At 37.9% G+C, this 19,264-nt stretch carries 23 protein-coding genes and 2 tRNA genes; 22 read left to right on the top strand and 3 right to left on the bottom strand.

The genetic code is table 11. From position 1 onward, the window contains the following. Positions 1-132: 132 nt before the first annotated feature. From gltX to FNL60_RS10515, 15 genes are all read left to right on the top strand, one after another. Positions 133-1,590, top strand: a complete 1,458-nt coding sequence (gene gltX / locus FNL60_RS08835; protein WP_002262517.1) for a glutamate--tRNA ligase — start codon at positions 133-135, stop codon at positions 1,588-1,590. A 115-nt stretch (positions 1,591-1,705) separates the two neighbouring features. After that, the gene (locus FNL60_RS08830; protein ID WP_002262516.1) at positions 1,706-2,230 is read left to right on the top strand and encodes a transcription repressor NadR; all 525 of its coding nucleotides are present in this window, start codon (positions 1,706-1,708) and stop codon (positions 2,228-2,230) included. A gap of 66 nt (positions 2,231-2,296) precedes the next feature. Beyond that, positions 2,297-2,845, top strand: coding sequence for a hypothetical protein (locus FNL60_RS08825; RefSeq protein ID WP_002262515.1), 549 nt, complete (start codon positions 2,297-2,299; stop codon positions 2,843-2,845). Positions 2,846-2,993: 148 nt separating this feature from the next. Then, positions 2,994-4,229 carry a YybS family protein gene (locus FNL60_RS08820; protein WP_002280286.1) on the top strand — a complete coding sequence of 412 codons (1,236 nt, stop codon included), beginning with the start codon at positions 2,994-2,996 and terminating at the stop codon, positions 4,227-4,229. Positions 4,230-4,425: 196 nt separating this feature from the next. Further along, positions 4,426-5,616, top strand: coding sequence for an argininosuccinate synthase (locus FNL60_RS08815; protein WP_002280287.1), 1,191 nt, complete (start codon positions 4,426-4,428; stop codon positions 5,614-5,616). 342 nt (positions 5,617-5,958) lie between these two features. Next, entirely contained in the window at positions 5,959-7,341 is a 1,383-nt protein-coding gene (argH, locus tag FNL60_RS08810) for an argininosuccinate lyase (RefSeq protein WP_002265787.1), read from the top strand. Between the two features lie 94 nt (positions 7,342-7,435). Then, the gene (gene rnpA, locus FNL60_RS08805) at positions 7,436-7,795 is read left to right on the top strand and encodes a ribonuclease P protein component (RefSeq protein ID WP_002276449.1); all 360 of its coding nucleotides are present in this window, start codon (positions 7,436-7,438) and stop codon (positions 7,793-7,795) included. Beyond that, positions 7,779-8,594, top strand: a complete 816-nt coding sequence (gene yidC1, locus FNL60_RS08800; protein WP_002267318.1) for a membrane protein insertase YidC1 — start codon at positions 7,779-7,781, stop codon at positions 8,592-8,594. Before rnpA ends, yidC1 begins: the two co-directional genes overlap by 17 nt. Before the next feature lie 12 nt (positions 8,595-8,606). Then, entirely contained in the window at positions 8,607-9,575 is a 969-nt protein-coding gene (gene jag / locus FNL60_RS08795; RefSeq protein ID WP_002280288.1) for an RNA-binding cell elongation regulator Jag/EloR, read from the top strand. Between the two features lie 107 nt (positions 9,576-9,682). Next, complete coding sequence (locus FNL60_RS08790; protein WP_002262508.1) at positions 9,683-10,285, top strand: DUF998 domain-containing protein; 603 nt, start codon at positions 9,683-9,685, stop codon at positions 10,283-10,285. Between the two features lie 222 nt (positions 10,286-10,507). After that, positions 10,508-10,642, top strand: a complete 135-nt coding sequence (rpmH, locus tag FNL60_RS08785) for a 50S ribosomal protein L34 (protein ID WP_002262507.1) — start codon at positions 10,508-10,510, stop codon at positions 10,640-10,642. A 302-nt stretch (positions 10,643-10,944) separates the two neighbouring features. After that, positions 10,945-11,721 carry a TatD family hydrolase gene (locus FNL60_RS08780; protein ID WP_002280289.1) on the top strand — a complete coding sequence of 259 codons (777 nt, stop codon included), beginning with the start codon at positions 10,945-10,947 and terminating at the stop codon, positions 11,719-11,721. Positions 11,722-11,952: 231 nt separating this feature from the next. Continuing rightward, a complete protein-coding gene (rnmV, locus tag FNL60_RS08775) occupies positions 11,953-12,525 on the top strand; it encodes a ribonuclease M5 (RefSeq protein WP_002271541.1) in 573 nt (190 codons plus the stop codon). 275 nt (positions 12,526-12,800) lie between these two features. After that, positions 12,801-13,322 carry a methyltransferase family protein gene (locus FNL60_RS08770; protein WP_002267312.1) on the top strand — a complete coding sequence of 174 codons (522 nt, stop codon included), beginning with the start codon at positions 12,801-12,803 and terminating at the stop codon, positions 13,320-13,322. Positions 13,323-13,422: 100 nt separating this feature from the next. Beyond that, positions 13,423-13,602 (top strand): DUF1697 domain-containing protein, encoded by a 180-nt coding sequence (locus tag FNL60_RS10515; protein WP_002264894.1) that lies wholly within the window; start codon positions 13,423-13,425, stop codon positions 13,600-13,602. A 74-nt stretch (positions 13,603-13,676) separates the two neighbouring features. On the opposite strand, the gene FNL60_RS08760 is transcribed toward FNL60_RS10515, so the two are convergent. Further along, the gene (locus tag FNL60_RS08760) at positions 13,677-13,991 is read right to left on the bottom strand and encodes a winged helix-turn-helix transcriptional regulator (protein ID WP_002280290.1); all 315 of its coding nucleotides are present in this window, start codon (positions 13,989-13,991) and stop codon (positions 13,677-13,679) included. A gap of 100 nt (positions 13,992-14,091) precedes the next feature. Between FNL60_RS08760 and FNL60_RS08755 the strand changes: the two genes are divergently transcribed. The 4 genes from FNL60_RS08755 to FNL60_RS08740 all read left to right on the top strand — a co-directional run bounded on the left by FNL60_RS08755 (position 14,092) and on the right by FNL60_RS08740 (position 16,553). Beyond that, a complete protein-coding gene (locus tag FNL60_RS08755) occupies positions 14,092-14,706 on the top strand; it encodes a nitroreductase family protein (RefSeq protein ID WP_002264896.1) in 615 nt (204 codons plus the stop codon). Between the two features lie 99 nt (positions 14,707-14,805). Next, positions 14,806-15,252 (top strand): HIT family protein, encoded by a 447-nt coding sequence (locus FNL60_RS08750; RefSeq protein ID WP_002268023.1) that lies wholly within the window; start codon positions 14,806-14,808, stop codon positions 15,250-15,252. An 11-nt stretch (positions 15,253-15,263) separates the two neighbouring features. Continuing rightward, positions 15,264-16,139, top strand: coding sequence for a 16S rRNA (adenine(1518)-N(6)/adenine(1519)-N(6))-dimethyltransferase RsmA (gene rsmA, locus FNL60_RS08745; RefSeq protein ID WP_002264898.1), 876 nt, complete (start codon positions 15,264-15,266; stop codon positions 16,137-16,139). Positions 16,140-16,148: 9 nt separating this feature from the next. Further along, entirely contained in the window at positions 16,149-16,553 is a 405-nt protein-coding gene (locus FNL60_RS08740) for a hypothetical protein (protein ID WP_002264899.1), read from the top strand. Positions 16,554-16,657: 104 nt separating this feature from the next. On the opposite strand, the gene FNL60_RS08735 is transcribed toward FNL60_RS08740, so the two are convergent. Together FNL60_RS08735 and FNL60_RS08730 are read right to left on the bottom strand one after the other, a co-directional pair. Beyond that, a tRNA-Ser gene (locus FNL60_RS08735) sits at positions 16,658-16,746 on the bottom strand. A 162-nt stretch (positions 16,747-16,908) separates the two neighbouring features. Beyond that, a tRNA-Leu gene (locus FNL60_RS08730) sits at positions 16,909-16,991 on the bottom strand. Positions 16,992-17,097: 106 nt separating this feature from the next. Between FNL60_RS08730 and rsgA the strand changes: the two genes are divergently transcribed. From rsgA to FNL60_RS08715, 3 genes are read left to right on the top strand one after another with little or no spacing between them, the layout of a single operon-like run. Next, complete coding sequence (rsgA, locus tag FNL60_RS08725; RefSeq protein ID WP_002280291.1) at positions 17,098-17,970, top strand: ribosome small subunit-dependent GTPase A; 873 nt, start codon at positions 17,098-17,100, stop codon at positions 17,968-17,970. Positions 17,971-17,977: 7 nt separating this feature from the next. Then, positions 17,978-18,637, top strand: coding sequence for a ribulose-phosphate 3-epimerase (gene rpe / locus FNL60_RS08720; RefSeq protein WP_002265775.1), 660 nt, complete (start codon positions 17,978-17,980; stop codon positions 18,635-18,637). Beyond that, a complete protein-coding gene (locus FNL60_RS08715) occupies positions 18,630-19,262 on the top strand; it encodes a thiamine diphosphokinase (protein WP_002264902.1) in 633 nt (210 codons plus the stop codon). Before rpe ends, FNL60_RS08715 begins: the two co-directional genes overlap by 8 nt. The last annotated feature ends 2 nt before the right edge of the window (positions 19,263-19,264 follow it).

Below are 19,264 nucleotides of genomic sequence, written 5' to 3'. Positions count from 1 at the left end.
AAGGAATTTTTTTCGCCCAACTGTCAAGGATATGCTATAATAAAAACGATTGAATTTTATGGAAAACAGGTTAGAAGGGTCTTTTTTAGGCATTTTCTAGGATTTGTTATATTGAAATGACAGGAGAATAAAATGACAAACAAAATTCGTGTGCGTTATGCACCAAGTCCAACAGGATTGTTACACATTGGAAATGCACGTACTGCGCTCTTTAATTATCTCTATGCGCGTCATCATGGTGGCGATTTTATCATTCGTATTGAAGATACGGACCGTAAGCGCCATGTTGAGGATGGGGAACGCTCCCAGCTTGAAAATCTGCGTTGGTTGGGCATGGATTGGGATGAAAGTCCTGAAACGCATGAAAATTATCGTCAATCAGAACGTTTAGCACTTTATAAAAAATACATTGACCAACTCTTGGCTGAAGGAAAAGCTTATAAATCTTATGTAACGGAAGAAGAATTAGCTGCAGAACGTGAACGTCAAGAAGCAGCTGGTGAAACACCTCGCTATATCAATGAATTTCTCGGTATGTCAGCAGATGAAAAGGCTGCCTACATCGCAAAACGGCAAGCAGCTGGTATTGTGCCAACGGTTCGTTTAAAAGTCAATGAAGCTGGTATTTATAAATGGCATGATATGGTTAAAGGTGATATTGAATTTGAAGGTGGCAATATTGGTGGTGACTGGGTTATCCAGAAGAAAGACGGTTACCCAACCTATAATTTTGCCGTTGTAGTGGACGATCATGACATGCAAATTTCTCATGTTATTCGTGGTGATGACCATATTGCCAATACGCCAAAACAACTCATGGTTTACGAAGCACTTGGCTGGGAAGCGCCAGCATTTGCTCACATGACTCTTATCATCAACTCGGAAACGGGAAAGAAACTATCCAAACGTGATACCAATACCCTACAATTTATCGAAGATTATCGTCAGAAAGGCTATCTGCCAGAAGCTGTTTTCAATTTCATCGCTCTTCTTGGTTGGAATCCTGGTGGGGAAAACGAAATTTTTTCACGTCAAGAATTGATTGAACTCTTTGATGAAAATCGTCTTAGCAAGTCACCAGCCGCCTTTGATCAGAAGAAATTGGACTGGATGAATAATGAATACATCAAAAATGCCGATTTTGATACGATTTTTGCTTTGGCAAAACCTTATTTAGAATCAGCTGGTCGTTTGACAGATAAGGCTAAAAAATTGGTTGAGCTCTATCAGCCACAGATGAAATCTATTGATGAAATTGTGCCTTTAACGGATCTTTTCTTTGAAGAGTTTCCAGAATTGTCAGAAGAGGAAAAAGAATTCATGGCTGGTGAAACAGTTCCAATTGTTCTCCAAGCCTTCAAGGCAAAATTGGAAGCCATGTCAGATGAAGATTTCAAATCGGAAAATATTTTTCCGCAAATTAAAGCCGTTCAAAAAGAAACGGGCATCAAGGGGAAAAATCTTTTCATGCCAATTCGTATTGCCGTTTCAGGTGAAATGCATGGGCCAGAATTACCAGATACAATCTTCTTACTAGGTAAGGAAAAATCCATTCAGCATCTTGAAGATATGCTTGAAAAATTGAAATAAAAAGTGGGGAAGATAAAGGCTATAACTGTAAGCTTTTATCTAAACTTTTTCAACCTTCATTTGGATAAGTCAAAGTCATTTTGATTTAGGTAACTAATAAGTGAGGTGTACAGATATGAAAGCAAAGGAACGTCGTCAGGCTATTTTAGAAAGGTTAGAAAAGACACAAGTTCCAATTTCAGCTGGGTATTTGGCCAAGGAATTGGGAGTTAGTCGTCAGATTATTGTGGGGGATATTGCTTTGTTACGAGCTGAAAATCATGATATTATGGCCACTCATCGAGGTTATCTTTTAGCTGAGCGTCTGCAAGTACCAAAGTCCTTCTACCATGGCAAACTTGTCTGTAAGCATGGGCCTAAGGAAGTCCGCTTGGAATTGGAGACCATTGTCAAAAACGGTGGTAAAATCTTAGATGTTGAAGTGGAGCACCCGATTTATGGCATGATTACTGCTCCTTTAAATATTGAGAATCAAGATGAAATTGATTATTTCATGGATAAGCTCTCTTGTTATAAAGGCAGCTTATTAAGCAGTTTGACAGATGGGATTCATTTACACACGCTTTCTTGTCGTGATAAAGAAACCTTTGAGAAAATCACTGAAGCGCTTGAGCAGGAGCATATCGTCTTTAATAATTAAACTAGTGTCTTGACAGATGTAAACAACAGGTATAAACTAGATTTATCACTGATAAGGAGATTTCTTATGTCTAGTTCTGGTTCATCTGTCATACGTAAACGTATCCAAAATCTGACATTATCAGCTGTTTTAACAGCTTTTAGCATTTTAATTCCGATGATTATGCCTGTTAAGGTGATTATTGGTCCGGCTTCCTTTACTTTAGCTAGTCATGTTCCTATTTTTATCGCTATGTTTCTTTCACCTGAAGTTGCTGTTATTGTTGCTTTGGGGACAAGTCTAGGCTTCTTTATAGCTGGTTTTCCTTTTGTTATTGTCATGCGTGCTTTGACCCATCTTATTTTTGCAGCTATTGGTGCTTATCTCATTCAAAAATACCCCAGTTTCTTAAAGAATTTTAAAAACTCTTTTCCTCTTGCCTTTGGACTCAATATTATTCATGGTCTGGGAGAATTTCTCGTTGTTTTACTATTGACAACTACTAATCAGCAATCGACTTCCTATTGGTTTACGTTGATTGTTTTAATTGGACTAGGTTCCCTGATTCATGGAATGATAGATTTCTATTTAGCCTATTATTGTTGGAAATTTTTGAAGAAAACAGGAAGAATTTAAAGTCTATTTATATAGAGAGTCAAGCAGATACTTAGGATTGTTGCTTTGAGACTCTCTTTTCTTTTGCTTTAAGATAAGAGAAGACATTGAAAAAAACGTTTGATTATAGTACTATAATTACAATAAAGTAAAAAATGAAGGAGATGTTATGACAGAAGATATCAAGAACGAAAATGTTCCAGAGGAAAATACCCCTAAAAATCCAACTGAGAGCAATTCAGTGTCAGGGGAGCAAACTGAGCAAGCAATAGATGTCAATCCAACAGCTGCGCCAGTTCTAGAGCAGGCTGTTGAAGGAGGAACTGCCAACCAAGAAATTCCTCAGCAAGCGCCAGTGCCTCCAACGGAATCAGTTGCTCCTCAAGGACAGCAAACAGCTTTTGAACAACAAGTTGCTTCGCCATTTACCAATCCAGTTAGTCCAACTGCACCAACTGTAACAGCTCGCAAGGAACTCATTGTTCTTCCGATTATTTCTTTCGTTGTTTCAGTTATTACACTTATTTTAGCTTGGTTTGCCCCACTGCCAATTATCTATGTAATTATTGCCTTTCTTGGGCTTATCTATGCAATTGTGGGCTTAATTGTTAACATTCAACGTAAGAAAGTCTTATCAATTATTGCTCTAGTTTTGGCTTCTCTTATTTTCTTAGTCAGTGGGCTTGCTGTTTTTGTTCGTCAGGCCCAAAATAATCCGAATCCTACGGAACAAACAGAATCAAAGAAATCTGACGAAAAGGATGATACCGATGTTGACGATGATGATTCAAAAGACAGTACAGATGTTAAGGATTATATTGCAGATAGTTCGGATTTTAAATTTAAATGGACAAAGTCTAAATTTACTGACTTAAAATTTTCTAGCTATTCTAATAAAAATGGGGATAGCTTAAAATCAGTTGTTAAAAAGTTTGGTAAGGGATCTAATGCTACTATTTCTGGTGAAAGTTTAAATTTGGAATACAGGAAAAGCGGTGACGACGATGAACGAGAAAGTGTGCACCTAATTTTTAGAAAGCAATATAATGGTAAATTTATTCTTTCGGATGGTTATGCTTATTTTACTTCTAAAGATATAAAGACTGTTTCTGAAAAATCTTATAAGTCTGACTGGACACAAGCAGATGTTGATGCTTTAACAGTTGGTGATTCTAGTACTGGAAAGGGTGGAGATAATTTAAATGAAGTTCTTAAAAAGCATGGAAATCCGACTGAAGCTAGAGAATCAATTTCAAATTATGGTGATGGCTTTAAAACAAGCTTGAAAATTTTTTACAATTCTAATGCTTCTAATGACAGTTCTAAGTTAGGTTATGTCTCTTTAGAATTTGCACAGCAATCTAATGATGATTATCTATTAACTTATAAATACCCTACGAAATAATTAATTAATTTTTAAGTAATAATAAAAAAGCTATTTTTACTAACAAGTAAGAATAGCTTTTTTGATTTAAGAAACTCTTATTAGAAAATATATAAAAACAAATAAATTCAAAAATATACTTGACTTTTGAATAATTATGCAATATAATAAGTCTATCCTTTGAATAATTATTAAAAATAGAAAAGAGTTATTTACTATGTCAAAAGAGAAAGTTATTTTAGCCTATTCAGGCGGACTTGATACGTCAGTTGCCATTACGTGGTTAAAAAAAGATTATGATGTTGTTGCTGTTTGTATGGATGTCGGTGAAGGTAAAGATCTTGAGTTTATTCATGATAAAGCGCTGAAAGTTGGAGCAATTGAATCTTATGTCTTGGATATTAAAGATGAATTTGCTGAAGAATATGTCCTTCCTGCTCTGCAGGCTCATGCTTATTATGAACAAAAATATCCATTAGTATCAGCCCTTAGTCGTCCAGTGATTTCTAAGAAATTGGTTGAAATTGCTCATCAGACAGGAGCAACTACTATTGCTCATGGCTGTACTGGTAAGGGAAATGATCAAGTTCGGTTTGAAGTAGCTATTGCAGCACTTGATCCAAAATTAAAAGTCATTGCACCTGTTCGGGAATGGAAATGGTCACGGGAAGAAGAGATTAATTATGCTAAAGAAAATGGCGTACCGGTTCCGGCTGATCTTGATAATCCTTACTCTGTTGATCAAAATCTTTGGGGCCGTGCAAATGAATGCGGTGTCCTTGAAAATCCTTGGAACCAAGCTCCAGAAGAGGCGTTTGGTATCACCAATTCGGTTGAAGAAGCTCCAAATAAAGCAGAATACGTTGATATTACATTTAAAGAAGGCAAGCCTGTTGCTCTTGATGGACAGGAAATGAAGTTGGCTGATCTTATTCAAAAGCTTAATGTTCTTGCTGGTAAGCATGGTGTTGGTCGAATTGATCATGTTGAAAATCGTTTGGTTGGTATTAAATCACGTGAAATTTACGAATGTCCCGGGGCAGTTACTCTTTTAACAGCTCATAAGGAAATTGAGGATATAACCTTAGTGCGTGAGGTGTCGCACTTCAAGCCGATTCTTGAAAATGAATTGTCAAATCTTATCTACAATGCTCTTTGGTTCAATCCAGCAACGCAAGCTATTCTTGCTTATATTACGGAAACACAAAAAGCAGTTAATGGAACAGCTAAAGTGAAATTGTACAAGGGATCTGCAAGGGTTGTTGCTAGAAAGTCACCTCATTCACTTTATGATGAAAATTTAGCAACCTATACATCAGCTGATAGTTTTGATCAAGATGCAGCCGTTGGTTTCATTAAACTTTGGGGATTACCAACGCAGGTTAACTCACAGGTAAACAACAAATAAGGTTAAACAAGAGAGAATTATTTGCTTGAAAAGATTCAAGCTTGTTAATAGAGATGGCAGGCAATTAACTTTTGCAATGTCGGAGGCCATGGGTATTCTACATTAAAAATTCAAAAGAAAAGCTTATCAGATAATCACAGTCAGAGAGCTGGATCTGATACTCTTTTCTAATAAAAACTCCTGACACGGTATTCCTGTGAGGATACTTCAGGCTCAGAAAAAATTTCTGAGAGACTTGCTCTTTCTGAGAGGAGCTTAAATAAGTCTGAGACGAGGGTCCCAGACTTATTGTTATATTAAGGAAATTGGATTTAAACTTTTATCATTAGAAAAGAGAAAGTTATGACAACAAAAAATCACAAATTATGGGGCGGCAGATTTGAAGCTGGTTTAGCACAGTGGGTTGAGGAATTTGGAGCTTCCATTTCCTTTGATCAAAAATTGGCAGAATTTGATCTCAAGGGTTCTATTGCTCATGTTACCATGTTAGGGGAAAAAGGAATTATTTCTCAAGAAGATGCCGCAACAATCAAAGCAGGTTTAGAAGACTTGTTAGAAGAATATAAAGCTGGACAATTGAAATTTGATGTTTCCAATGAAGATATTCATATGAATATGGAAAGTCTTCTGACTGCTAAAATTGGTCCTGTGGCAGGCAAGCTTCACACGGCTCGTTCGAGAAATGATCAGGTAGCGACAGATATGCATCTTTACTTGAAAGCTAAGTTGGATGAGGTGATTGAAAAGTTAGCTAACTTGCGTACTGTCTTAGTTGACTTGGCAGATAAGCATGTTCATACTATTATGCCAGGCTATACCCATTTACAGCATGCTCAGCCTATTTCTTTTGGCCATCACCTTATGGCTTATTACAACATGTTTACCCGAGACAGTGAACGTTTTATTTTTAATGTTAAGCATACAGACTTGTCTCCGCTGGGAGCAGCTGCTTTGGCAGGTACGACCTTTCCAATTGACCGTGAGATGACGGCACAGCTTATGGGGTTTGCCGAACCTTACAGCAATTCACTAGATGCAGTATCTGATCGTGATTTTATCTTAGAATTTTTATCGAATGCTTCTATTCTTATGATGCATATGAGCCGTATATGTGAAGAAGTCATTAGTTGGTGCTCTCATGAGTATCAATTTGTAACGCTTTCAGATACGTTTTCAACCGGCTCATCCATCATGCCGCAAAAGAAAAATCCTGACATGGCAGAGCTCATTCGTGGAAAGTCAGGACGTGTTTATGCTAATCTTTTTGGACTTTTGACTGTTATGAAAGCTCTGCCTTTGGCTTATAACAAAGATCTTCAAGAAGATAAGGAAGGTATGTTTGATACTGCTGAAACGATTACAGTTGCTCTTGACATTTTGGCTGGTATGCTATCTAGTATGATTGTTAATGACAAACATATGGCTGAATCAACTCAAAAAGATTTTTCTAATGCGACAGAATTGGCTGATTATTTAGCCAGCAAAGGCATGCCCTTTCGTCAGGCCCATGAGATTGTTGGGAAATTAATCCTTGAATGCAGTAAGAATGGTCATTATTTGCAAGATGTTCCTCTTGAACGTTATCAAACCATTTCTGACTTAATTGAGGAAGATGTCTATGAAACACTTAAATCACATACGGCCGTTGAGCGACGTCATTCTCTTGGCGGAACTGGTTTTGAACAGGTTAAATGGCAGATTGCAGAGGCTAAAAAAGCACTTTAATTTTAGCAAAATTGATAAGTCAAAAATAATGAGATTTTTGGCTTTTTCTCATTTTATGATATAATAGTGATAATTTAGATATTGGAGTCATGTTTTGAAAAAAGCCTATCGCGTTAAAAGTGATAAAGATTTTCAGGCAATTTTTACTGAAGGACGAAGTGTTGCCAATCGGAAATTTGTTGTCTATAGTTTAGAAAAAGATCAAAGTCACTATCGTGTTGGACTTTCAGTTGGAAAAAGATTAGGAAATGCTGTCGTTAGAAATGCGATTAAACGAAAATTGCGCCATGTCCTTATGGAACTTGGTCCTTATTTAGGCACTCAAGATTTTGTTGTTATTGCTAGAAAAGGTGTTGAGGAACTTGATTATAGCACGATGAAAAAAAATCTGGTTCATGTTTTAAAACTGGCTAAACTGTATCAGAAAGGATCTATTCGTGAAAAAGAAATATAGAATTATTGGATTAGCTGTTGCAGCACTTTTGTTTTTATCGGCTTGTGGACGTAGTCAAGTTACCAGTCATTCAAGCGATGCTTGGGAGAAGTTTGTTTATTTCTTTGCGGAGACCATCCGCTTTTTATCCATCAATGGCAGGATTGGTATCGGAATTATTCTCTTTACCTTTCTTATCAGAACCATTCTTTTACCACTGTTTAACTTGCAATTGAAATCTGGACAAAAAATGCAGGAGCTTCAGCCTGAGCTGAAAGCTTTACAGACTAAATATCCGGGTAAAGACAGGGAAAGCCGTATGCGTATGGCTGAGGAAAGTCAGGAACTTTACAAAAAATATGGTGTCAATCCCTATGCCAGCCTTTTTCCTCTTCTTATTCAGATGCCCGTTCTTTGGGCTCTCTATCAAGCCCTTACTCGAGTTGAATTTTTAAAAACAGGGTCTTTTCTTTGGATGGATATTGGCGATAAAGATCCTTACTTTATTTTACCTGTCTTGGCAGCTATTTTTACTTTCTTATCTTCTTGGCTGACTAATAAGGCCGCCAAAGAACGAAATGGTATGATGATAACGATGAACATTATCTTACCAATCTTTATCTTGCTTATTGGCTTTAATTTAGCTAGTGGGGTTGCTCTCTACTGGGTAGTCTCAAATGCTTATCAGGTCTTCCAGATTTTGTTGTTAAATAATCCCTTTAAAATTATTGCAGAACGCCAGCGTCTTGAAGATGAAGCACGTGAATTGGAAGCTAAGAAAAGACGTGCTAAAAAGAAAGCACATAAAAAGAGAAAATAAGGAGAACAAATCATGGTATTATTCACAGGAAAAACTGTTGAAGAAGCTATTGAAAGTGGTTTGAAACAAATGGGTATTTCTCGTATGAAGGCTCATATTAGAGTGATCTCGCGGGAGAAAAAGGGCTTTCTGGGTTTTGGCAGAAAACTAGCTCGAGTCGAAATTGAAGGAATTAATGAAAAGACAGCCCATAAGGCTGATCAAAAGGCAGTACGTGGTGTACCGGATAGTATTAATAAGCAAAATGCTCCTGTTTCAAGCAGTGCTGAAGATACGGTGGCTTTAAATCATCTGTCAAAAACTATTAAAGAATTAGAAAAAGAAGATGGTCAACCATTAGATAAAGAGACCAAAGAACAAGTCTTAGAGCATAAGATTTCTGCACAAGAAATGTTAGAGCAAAATGCTTTAACAACTAAAACATCGGCAGCCACTGCTTCTAGTGAAGCCTTCAATCAAAAAGGAAAGCAAACTTTTGAGGACTTTGTTGCTGATGCATTTGATGAAGTTGATAATGGTGCAGATATTGCTGTGGCGAGTGAAGAAGTTTCTCAATACATCCAAAAAATTATTTATGAAATGGATCTAGAAACAAGCATTGAGACAAGTCATAATCGTCGTCAAATCAATCTTCAAATTGAAACGCCAGAGGCAGGACGTGTTATCGGTTATCATGGCAAGGTTTTAAAATCATTGCAATTGTTAGCACAAAACTTTTTACATGATCATTATTCAAAACATTTTTCCGTCACTTTAAATGTTCATGATTATATAGAACATCGGACAAAAACACTTATTGATTTTGCACATAAAATTGCTAAACGTGTCTTAGATTCCGGTAAGGCTTATCAGATGGATCCCATGAGTAATAGTGAGAGGAAGGTTATTCATAAAACAATTACTGGCATTGAAGGAGTTGAAAGTTATTCTGAAGGCAATGATCCCAATCGTTATGTTGTTATTGCGTCGAAAGGAAATTAACGCTTAAATATGAAAAAGAATTGGGATAGGCTGCTCTCAAATTCTTTCTTTATAAAAAATCCTTTTTAATTACAGTTGCCTGCTATACTTAATTGAAGGAAGTTCTTATGTTGCTCACTATTTTTAGTATTTTAGCCATCTTATGCCTTGTTCTGTACTTTTATTGTATGGTAATTTTGCACCTAAAAAATAAAGGCGTTTATCACCCCATGACTCATGCAGTCAGTGATTATGGTATCGGACAGAATAAATCTTATTTTCAACTGGCAGGTTTAGCTAATACCTTTAGAAATCTTTTTTTAATTCTATCACTGATTTTCTGGAAGTATTCTTTTTCTTTTAAAAAGGAAGCTGTCTTATTGCTCATCTTGGCTATCATTGGTTATGCAGGGGTAGCGCTATTTCCGACAGATATTGAAGGTAGCAAACGAACAGTCAAAGGGATTATTCATTTACTTTTTGCTATTTTACAATTTACGGCCTTGGCAATATTTATTTTTAATGTTACAGAAGTTCTTAAACCTTTGAATGCCACTTTATTTTTGATAGCATCTTATATCAAAATAGTTGTGGAAGTAGGACTGTATGGTTTGGTCATTGCTTTATTCTTACCCTTTGTTAAAAAATATTTTGGCCTTTTTGAACGTCTTTTCCTCTATTCAAGTAACCTTTATATCTTGTTGCTTTGTGTTATGATGATTAGATATTGAATAGTTCAATTTTACAGATTTGTTTGATGTTATTCAATAAGAAAACTGTTCTGGCAAATAATCATTGGATTTTCCGTCTTATTAAAAACTTATGACACATACCAAGGAAAAATAAACCTTGACACTGCCCTTTCTTTATTATAAAATGATCTAGTATGTTTAGTAACTGATCACATAATAGCCGGCTAAACGAATACGAAAATCTATGAGGAGGTATTCAAAGTGAAACGTACTTTTCAACCAAGTAAAATCCGTCGTCAACGTAAACATGGATTTCGTCACCGTATGTCAACGAAAAATGGTCGTCGCGTCTTAGCTGCGCGTCGTCGTAAGGGACGTAAAGTCTTGTCAGCCTAATGGAAAGAACTTTTTTTCTGTGTTAATGATAGGAGAATTATTTACCTAAATGCTATGGTGCGTCTCATGATCTATTTTCATTGGAATAAGTTTTCAAAGTTTGACAAATAAAGCAGAACCAGCAGGAACTCGAGCCTGTTGGCTTTTTATATGTCTCTCTGTTAAAAGGTGTAAGGCTAATGCATAAGAGGGGACAGACAGCTATTATTTTTCATTTTCAAAGGGGGGCTGTACTAAAATCAGCTCCATTATCTCACTCAGTAAACCATAATATTTTATTTAGCATATGTTATAATGATAGTATGCTACAAATATTTGATACTCACACCCACCTTAACGTGGAAGATTTTACTGGAAAAGAACAAGAAGAAATTGACTTTGCGCATGAACTCGGCATAACCAAGATGAACATTGTTGGTTTTGACCAATCAACCATTAAGCGTGCTCTTGAATTGGCTGAGCTCTACCCAGAACTCTATGCAACTATCGGCTGGCACCCGACTGAAGCTGGTTCCTACATTCAGGAAGTGGAGGACATGATTGTCAGCCATCTGCATGACCCTAAAGTTATCGCTCTCGGCGAAATTGGGCTAGATTACCACTGGATGGAAGATCCTAAAGAAGTACAGATCGAGGTTTTCAAGCGCCAGATTCAGTTATCCAAAGACCATGACCTGCCCTTTGTTGTTCACACCCGTGATGCTTTAGATGATACTTATGAGATTATCAAAGAGGCGGGAGTTGGTCCGCGCGGTGGCATCATGCATTCTTACTCAGGCTCTTTGGAAATGGCAGAGCGTTTCATAGATTTGGGCATGATGATTTCATTTTCTGGCGTGGTCACCTTTAAGAAGGCTTTGGATGTCCAAGAGGCTGCGCAGTATTTACCATTGGATACAATCTTGGTCGAAACCGACGCACCCTATCTCGCTCCTGTACCCAAACGTGGCCGTAAAAATCATACTGCCTATACTCGCTATGTTGTAGACAAAATCGCAGAGCTTCGCGGTCTCATGATCGAAGAAGTTGCCCAAGTCACCTACGACAATGCTATGAGACTATTCAGATTGAAAGACTAGAGAGAGGGAGCCCTTAAAGAACAAGGGCACTGTGATGAAAATCACTTAGCAGAGCACTAGCGGCCGAAGGTCGCTCAATAAGACAGTTGCCGCCGTAGCAAAAATCTTCTAACAACTGTTTGTTAGAGGACGATGAAAACTTCAAGACCTTAGGCTTGAAGTTTAGCAATGAAACCAAAGGTTTGCTTGCGTCCATGCTACCTTAGGCAAGCTGTCAAAAAAATAGAATTTATGACAGAAAAAATCAAAATACAAGAAGTCCTCGTCGTCGAAGGCAAAGACGACACCGTCAATCTACGTCGCTTTTATGATGTAGATACATACGAAACCAGAGGATCAGCTATCAATGATGAAGATTTAGAGCGCATCGAAAAACTCAATAATCTGCGCGGAGTTATCGTATTTACTGATCCAGACTATAATGGCGAACGCATTCGCAAGCTGATTATGACAGCTGTTCCGACCGCTAAACATGCTTTTCTCAATCGCGGTGAAGCAGTGCCTAAGTCCAAAACTAAAGGACGTTCGCTGGGCGTTGAACATGCCTCTTTTGAAGATTTGCAAAAGGCTTTGTCTGGTGTTTTGGGTAACTATGATGATGAAAATCATTTTGATATTAGCAAGTCCGACCTTATGCGCTTTGGCCTTCTCATGGGAGCTGATAGCCGCAAGCGCCGTGAGTATCTTGGGGAAAAGCTGCGTATAGGTTACAGTAATGGCAAACAGCTGCTTAAACGCTTGGAACTCTTTGGAATTACTAAGGCGGAAGTTGAAGAAGTGATGGAAAAGTATCAAAAAAGATAGAAATTGGAAGACAAAATAGCTACAATCAGACTAGAGCGAGGCACAAAAGGTGCTAATATGTTTAGGAAGTTTAAAGTTTTCATTGATGGCGAATACGTTGGAAAAATTAAGTGAGGGTAGAAATTAAAATTTCATGTATCAGAGGGCATGTACGAAGTTTATTGTAAGATTGACTGGGAACAAAGCAACACCTTGACGGTTGACCTCCCAGCAGCAGGTGCAGATCTGATTGTTAATTCAAAAGGAATAGCAGAATAATTGAGGAGGAAATCAATATGACAGCTTTTTACCTACTAGTTCCTTTCCTGTTTATCAGATTTATTTTTCTCTCACTCTTGGATAGGAAAGCAACGGGGCGGGCAGTCTATTTTGCTTCGATGCAGGGAAAAGAAATAATAGCTTACTATCTTTATCAATTATCTACCCTTATGCTTCTGATTGTTCCTTTCTTTTTAAAAGTCAGTCTTCATTTCTCTAGTTTTTTCTATTTAGGGTTGGGTGCCTATCTCTTAGGCAGTGTGCTTCTTTTTTTGGTCATAAAGGATTTTGCCAACCCTGATGAAAAAGGATTGAATACCAAAGGGCTCTATGCTCTGTCCCGTCACCCAATGTATACTGCTTATTTTGTTTTATTTTTAGGCGTGGCGATGCTGACTCAGTCGTTAACACTGCTCATTTTCTTAGCGATTTTTCAACTATCAGCTTACTTTATCATACTGGCGGAGGAAAGAGAATGTTTAATAAAATTTGGCGCTGCCTATCAAGAATACCAAAAACGAGTTAGGATGTATCTGTGAAGTTTATTTTTACAAATCAGACTGTTTCTATAAGGAAGATTAGCTAATAAGAGCCCTTCTACGTGGTGTTACACCCATTGAAAGAAATAAAATTCCCAAAATGGCTTATCTTAGGGGGATTCTGGAGTTTACAGGTTTGCAGTCTGTTCAAACTTATATTCAGAGTGGTAACATCATTTGTGAGACGGATTTGTCGGATGAAAAGTTTAACCAGCTCATTCACGATACTATTAAAATCAAGCCTAACTGGTGCAGATTGCTGCGGAGCAATCTTTTGTGACAGCTTCGACATCTCACGCATACCAATGATGTCTGACCTTCAGAACTTTCCTACACCTAATTATTCGTAAAATGTTATAAATTTTCTCTCCCCCAACCATTCAAAGACATCAGTAAATTTAATAATTCCTTGCCCTTATTTGTCAGTGAATACTGAGTATGGAGTGGCCAAGTCTTGAAGTCTTCTTTGAAAATAAGCTTGTTTCGAATGAGACTGTCTAAAGATCGCGTCAGCGTGATTTTGGTAATGCCATCAACTCCTCTCTTTAGCTGATTAAAGCGGATGGGGCCTTTTTGCGAGATAACCCAAAAAATCTGTAGTGCCCATTTGCTTGAAAGAGCGTCCATAACACGGGTTAAACCGCAATTCCAGTTTGGCTTTGTTTGCATTATTTTCTCCTGATTTGGTAGGTCACAAAAAAGTGCCTACTGTTTTTCTTTTGATAAGCCTATTATAATAAAACTATCTTAAAAAACAAGGAGGCTTATGATGAATGATTATTTGAATTTTTTAGATGGACGCGTATCAGTCAGACGATTTGATCCTGATGCAGTCCTGCCAAATGATCTTATCAAGGATATGTTAGAGCATGCCAGCTATGCTCCGTCTGGTAATAATTTTCAACCTTGGCGCGTTGTGGTTGTGAAAAATAAAAACAAACAAGAAGATCTGAAAAAACTGGCAGCCCTTCAGCCGCAAGTTGCAACTGCGTCGGCAGTATTTCTCTTATTTGGGGATGAAAATGCCTATGATTTGACTTGGTGGCAGGAATTTCATGTGCAAAAAGGTATTATCACGAAAGATGAAGCAGCAGCGCGAGCTGAACGAATTCGTCAGTACTTTGACCTGCACCCTGAGGATAAGGAGACTCAGGGTTTACGATTAGATGTTGGGCTCTTTGCTATGAATCTCATGCAGGTTGTGAGGGTTTACGGCTATGATAGTGTGCCTATGCGTGGCGTGGATTTTGATGCTATTAAAACCTATCTCGACATGCCGAATGGTTGGGAACCTATTTTGATGCTGCCGGTGGGAAAAGCATTGCAGGCAGGCAATCCGCATGTGAGGAAGTCTGTTGCAGAATTTGCAGAGATTATTGAATAAGGTAAGCGGAGGCTAAGAACTATCGGCCTTTGCTTTATTTATGTTACAATAAGGAAGGTGAAAAATTAAGTGATTTTATATACTCAGGAGAAGAACAACATGTGCCTCATTTGTGAACGGATTGATAGGATTAAATCAAGAACCAATCCTTATTTTGTTAAAGAATTAGAAACTGGTTATGTTGTTGTTGGCGATTATCAGCATTTCAAAGGGTATACGATTTTTCTTTGTAAGAAGCATGTGACAGAGCTTCACGACTTGCCCAAAGACTTTCGTGACAAGCATTTGTCTGAAATGGCAGACGTATCACAGGCAGTCAGTGCAGCATTTTCAGCTGAAAAAATGAATATCGAAAGTTTGGGAAATGGCGATAGTCATCTGCATTGGCACCTTTTTCCAAGAAAAACTGGTGATTTAGGAAATCATGGTTGCAAGGGTAAAGGTCCTGTTTGGTGGCTGCCTTTTGAGGAGATGTATGCGGTTAAAGCAAGTTCTTCTGAGATAGAAGAATTGAAAGATCAACTTTTACAACACTTACCGAAATAGAAAGAGAAAACATGAAAATCGCAGACAAAACCGTTACTCGCGCGATTTTGGAGCGCCACGGGTTCACGTTTAAGAAATCATTTGGTCAGAATTTTTTGACCGATACCAATATCTTGCAGAAGATTGTGGATACGGCTGAGATTGACAAAACTGTCAATGTCATTGAGATTGGTCCTGGCATTGGTGCTCTGACCGAATTTTTGGCGGAGAATGCCGCTGAGGTTATGGCTTTTGAGATTGATGATCGCCTTGTCTCGATTTTGGCGGATACGCTGCGCGATTTTGACAATATCAAGGTGTTCAATGAAGATATTCTCAAGTCCGACTTGCAGACGTGTATCAAGGAATTTGCCAATCCTGACCTGCCTATCAAGGTGGTAGCCAATCTACCTTACTATATCACGACGCCTATCCTCATGCACCTGATTGAGAGTAAAATTCCTTTTGCGGAGTTTGTGGTCATGATGCAAAAAGAGGTAGCAGACCGCATTTCAGCTCAGCCAAATACCAAGGCTTATGGGTCTTTGTCAATCGCTGTGCAGTATTACATGACGGCTAAGGTTGCTTTCATTGTGCCACGTACCGTCTTTGTGCCAGCACCCAATGTTGACTCAGCCATTCTTAAGATGACCCGCCGTGAACAACCGCTCGTGCAAGTGCAGGATGAAGATTTCTTCTTCCGCGTCGGCAAAGCTGCCTTTGTCCACCGCCGTAAAACCCTCTGGAACAATCTCACCAGCCACTTTGGTAAATCAGAAGAGGTCAAAGTCAAGCTGGAACAAGCCTTGGAAGCAGCAGACATCAAACCATCTATTCGTGGTGAAGCACTGACGATTACAGACTTTGCCAGATTGGCAGATGCTCTACGAGAAGTTGATTTGAAATGAAGGATTCTTATGACTAAGCCCAAACTAATCGCTGCTTTCTGCGCTGTTCTTTACTTTATACAAGCTTTCCTTCATTTCTTGATTTTGTTAGGCTTGCCTTTGGGTGGTTTCTTTTTCGGAGGACTTTACACGGTCTTCCCGCTTTGGCTAAGACCAGCCAATCTCTTTTTCGCCCTGATTTGGTCATTTTTTGCTTATTTTTACTTGATCTATGGGCAAATTCTTCCAAGCCGCTGGCCCAAAGCAAAGCTGAATCTCGTTATGATGACAATGACCGGCTTGTCTTTATTAGCAACCGTTTTTAATCTTTTTATCAGCAGCAGCCCGCTTGAAAAGTATGGCACAGGCAGTGTGACAGCTTTGACCTTCTTGCTAGGTTGCTGCCTGCTTGTCTTATCAAAAAAATCTCGCTAAGTCAGTGAGATTTTTCTTATTATTTAAACTAAAGCAATCAATCATAATTTAAATCCATTTGATTAAATCATCTTACTGGAATATTTTAGCTTCTTTCAATGTTAAGGAAAGGACGGGATTTGAACCCGCGCATGAACAATGTCCACTTGCCGGATTTCGAGTCCGGTGCTGTACCAAGCTGAGCCACCTTTCCAAAATATAACGAGGAAGCACAATGAGGCATAACTTGTGTTAGGCACACTGTGGTCAAACAATTTTATAATATTTTTTGAATGAACTTGACAAGGCAGTGAAATAAAAGATAATACTGAAGAAGTAGATTAAGTTAAACTAACGTTGTCAAGGCATTCAAAAATGCGGAGAAAGGGATTTGAACCCTCACGCTCATACGAGCACATGCGCCTGAAGCATGCGTGTCTGCCGTTCCACCATCTCCGCAAGTAATAATTATATTATACGCTTTTTTTAAAATTTGCCAATAGCTACCAGCAAAAAGATTGTTTTTTTGATATAATGAAACTATTAAGTTTAGTAAGGAGAGCGTTTGCAAGGAAAAATTATTGAGTCCCTAGCTGGTTTTTATTATGTAGAGTCAGATGGTCAGATTTATCAGACACGAGCGCGTGGTAATTTTAGGAAAAAAGGACATAAACCTTATGTTGGTGATGAAGTAGATTTTTCAGCTAAAGAAAATTCTGAGGGTTATATACTGGCTATTCATGAACGAAAAAACAGTCTAGTGAGACCGCCAATTGTCAATATTGATCAGGCAGTAGTCATTATCTCTGCTAAAGAACCTGATTTTAATCATAATTTGTTAGACCGTTTTCTCATTCTTTTAGAACATAGGAAGATTAGTCCCATAATTTATCTTTCTAAAACGGACTTACTAGAGGATTTAGATGAATTTAAAAAGGTTCAAAAGCAGTATCAAAAGATTGGTTATTATTTTGTTTATTATTTAGAAGATTTAACTCCTCTTTTAAAAGATAAAATAACTATTTTTATGGGACAAACAGGTGTTGGGAAAACGACCTTGCTCAATACACTTGCCCCTGATTTGGCACTAGAAACTAATGAGATATCAGATAGTTTAGGACGAGGTCGTCACACGACACGCGCAGTTACTCTGTATAACATTTATGGCGGGAAAATTGCGGATACTCCTGGATTTTCTTCGCTGGATTACGAAATAACAAGTAGTGAGGAATTAAATGCTGCTTTTCCTGAACTTCTGAAGTTAAGTGCTGCTTGTAAGTTTCGTTCCTGCACTCATACGCATGAACCGGGGTGTGCTGTTAAATCGGCTCTGGCACAGAGAAAAATATGGAAAAAACGCTATCAAACTTATTTGCAAATTCTTAGTGAAATTGAAAATCGCCGAGAGACTTATAAAAAAGTATTAAAAAGAAAGTAGGTCTGTTATGTTGCTCAATCAAATTGCCCCTTCTATTTTAGCTGCAGATTATGCTAACTTTGAAAGTGAATTAAAGCGCATTGAAGAAACTGGTGTGAAGTACGTTCATATTGATATTATGGATGGACAGTTTGTTCCAAGCATTAGTTTTGGTGCCGGTATTGTTGCTAGTATGCGTAAACATAGTAAGCTCGTCTTTGATTGTCATCTTATGGTAGTTAATCCAGAGCGTTATGTTGATGATTTTTCTCAAGCTGGTGCTGATATTATGACAGTACACGTAGAAGCCACCCATCATATTCACGGTGCCCTTCAAAAAATCAAGGCTGCTGGTATGAAGGCAGGAATTGTCATCAACCCTGGAACACCAGTTGCTGATTTAGAATCTGTCTTGTCTTTAGCAGATCAGATACTTATTATGACAGTTAATCCTGGTTTTGGCGGTCAGGCTTTTATTCCAGAAATGTTGGAAAAAGTAAGAACTGTTGCTAAGCTTCGTGAAGAAAAGGGTTTATCATTTGATATTGAAGTTGATGGCGGTATTGACAATGAAACCATTAAGTTAGCAAAGCAAGCCGGCGCCAATATCTTTGTAGCAGGTTCTTACCTTTTCAAAGAAAATCTAGCTGCTCAAGTTGAAACTTTGAAAGCGGCTTTAAATGACTAAGGTAGCTCTGTTTTCTGGAGGCGATCTTACTTATTTCACGAGAGATTTTGACTATTTTGTAGGTATTGATAAGGGAAGTTCTTTTCTGTTGAAAAATCAGTTACCGTTAGACTTAGCTATTGGGGATTTTGATTCTGTCTCAGCAGAGGAATTTAAGCAGATTAAAGCCAAGGCTAAAAAGCTGGTGATGGCTCCTGCAGAAAAAAATGATACAGATACAGAGTTGGCTTTAAAAACAATTTTTGACTGTTTTGGCAGGGTTGAAATAATTGTTTTTGGTGCTTTTGGCGGTCGGATAGACCATATGCTGTCCAATATTTTTTTACCTAGCGATCCTGATTTAGCTCCTTTTATGCGCTGTTTTAAATTACGTGATGAACAAAATTTAGTGGAATTTTTTCCAGCAGGGCAACATCAAATTGAACAGGCAACTGATATGGTTTATATTTCCTTTATGGCAGCAAACGGCGCTCATCTGTCTATTCAAGATGCTAAATACGAATTAACAGAAGAGAACTACTTTCAAAAGAAAATTTACAGCAGCAATGAATTTAAGGACAAACCGATTTGTTTTTCAGTCGCTTCAGGTTATGTTGTTGTCATTCAAACAAAAGATAGGACCTAATA

The organism is Streptococcus mutans (genome assembly GCF_006739205.1).
Lineage (GTDB): Bacteria > Bacillota > Bacilli > Lactobacillales > Streptococcaceae > Streptococcus > Streptococcus mutans.
Note: the sequence above shows the minus strand (reverse complement) of the source record. Positions and strands in the feature narration are given on the sequence as shown.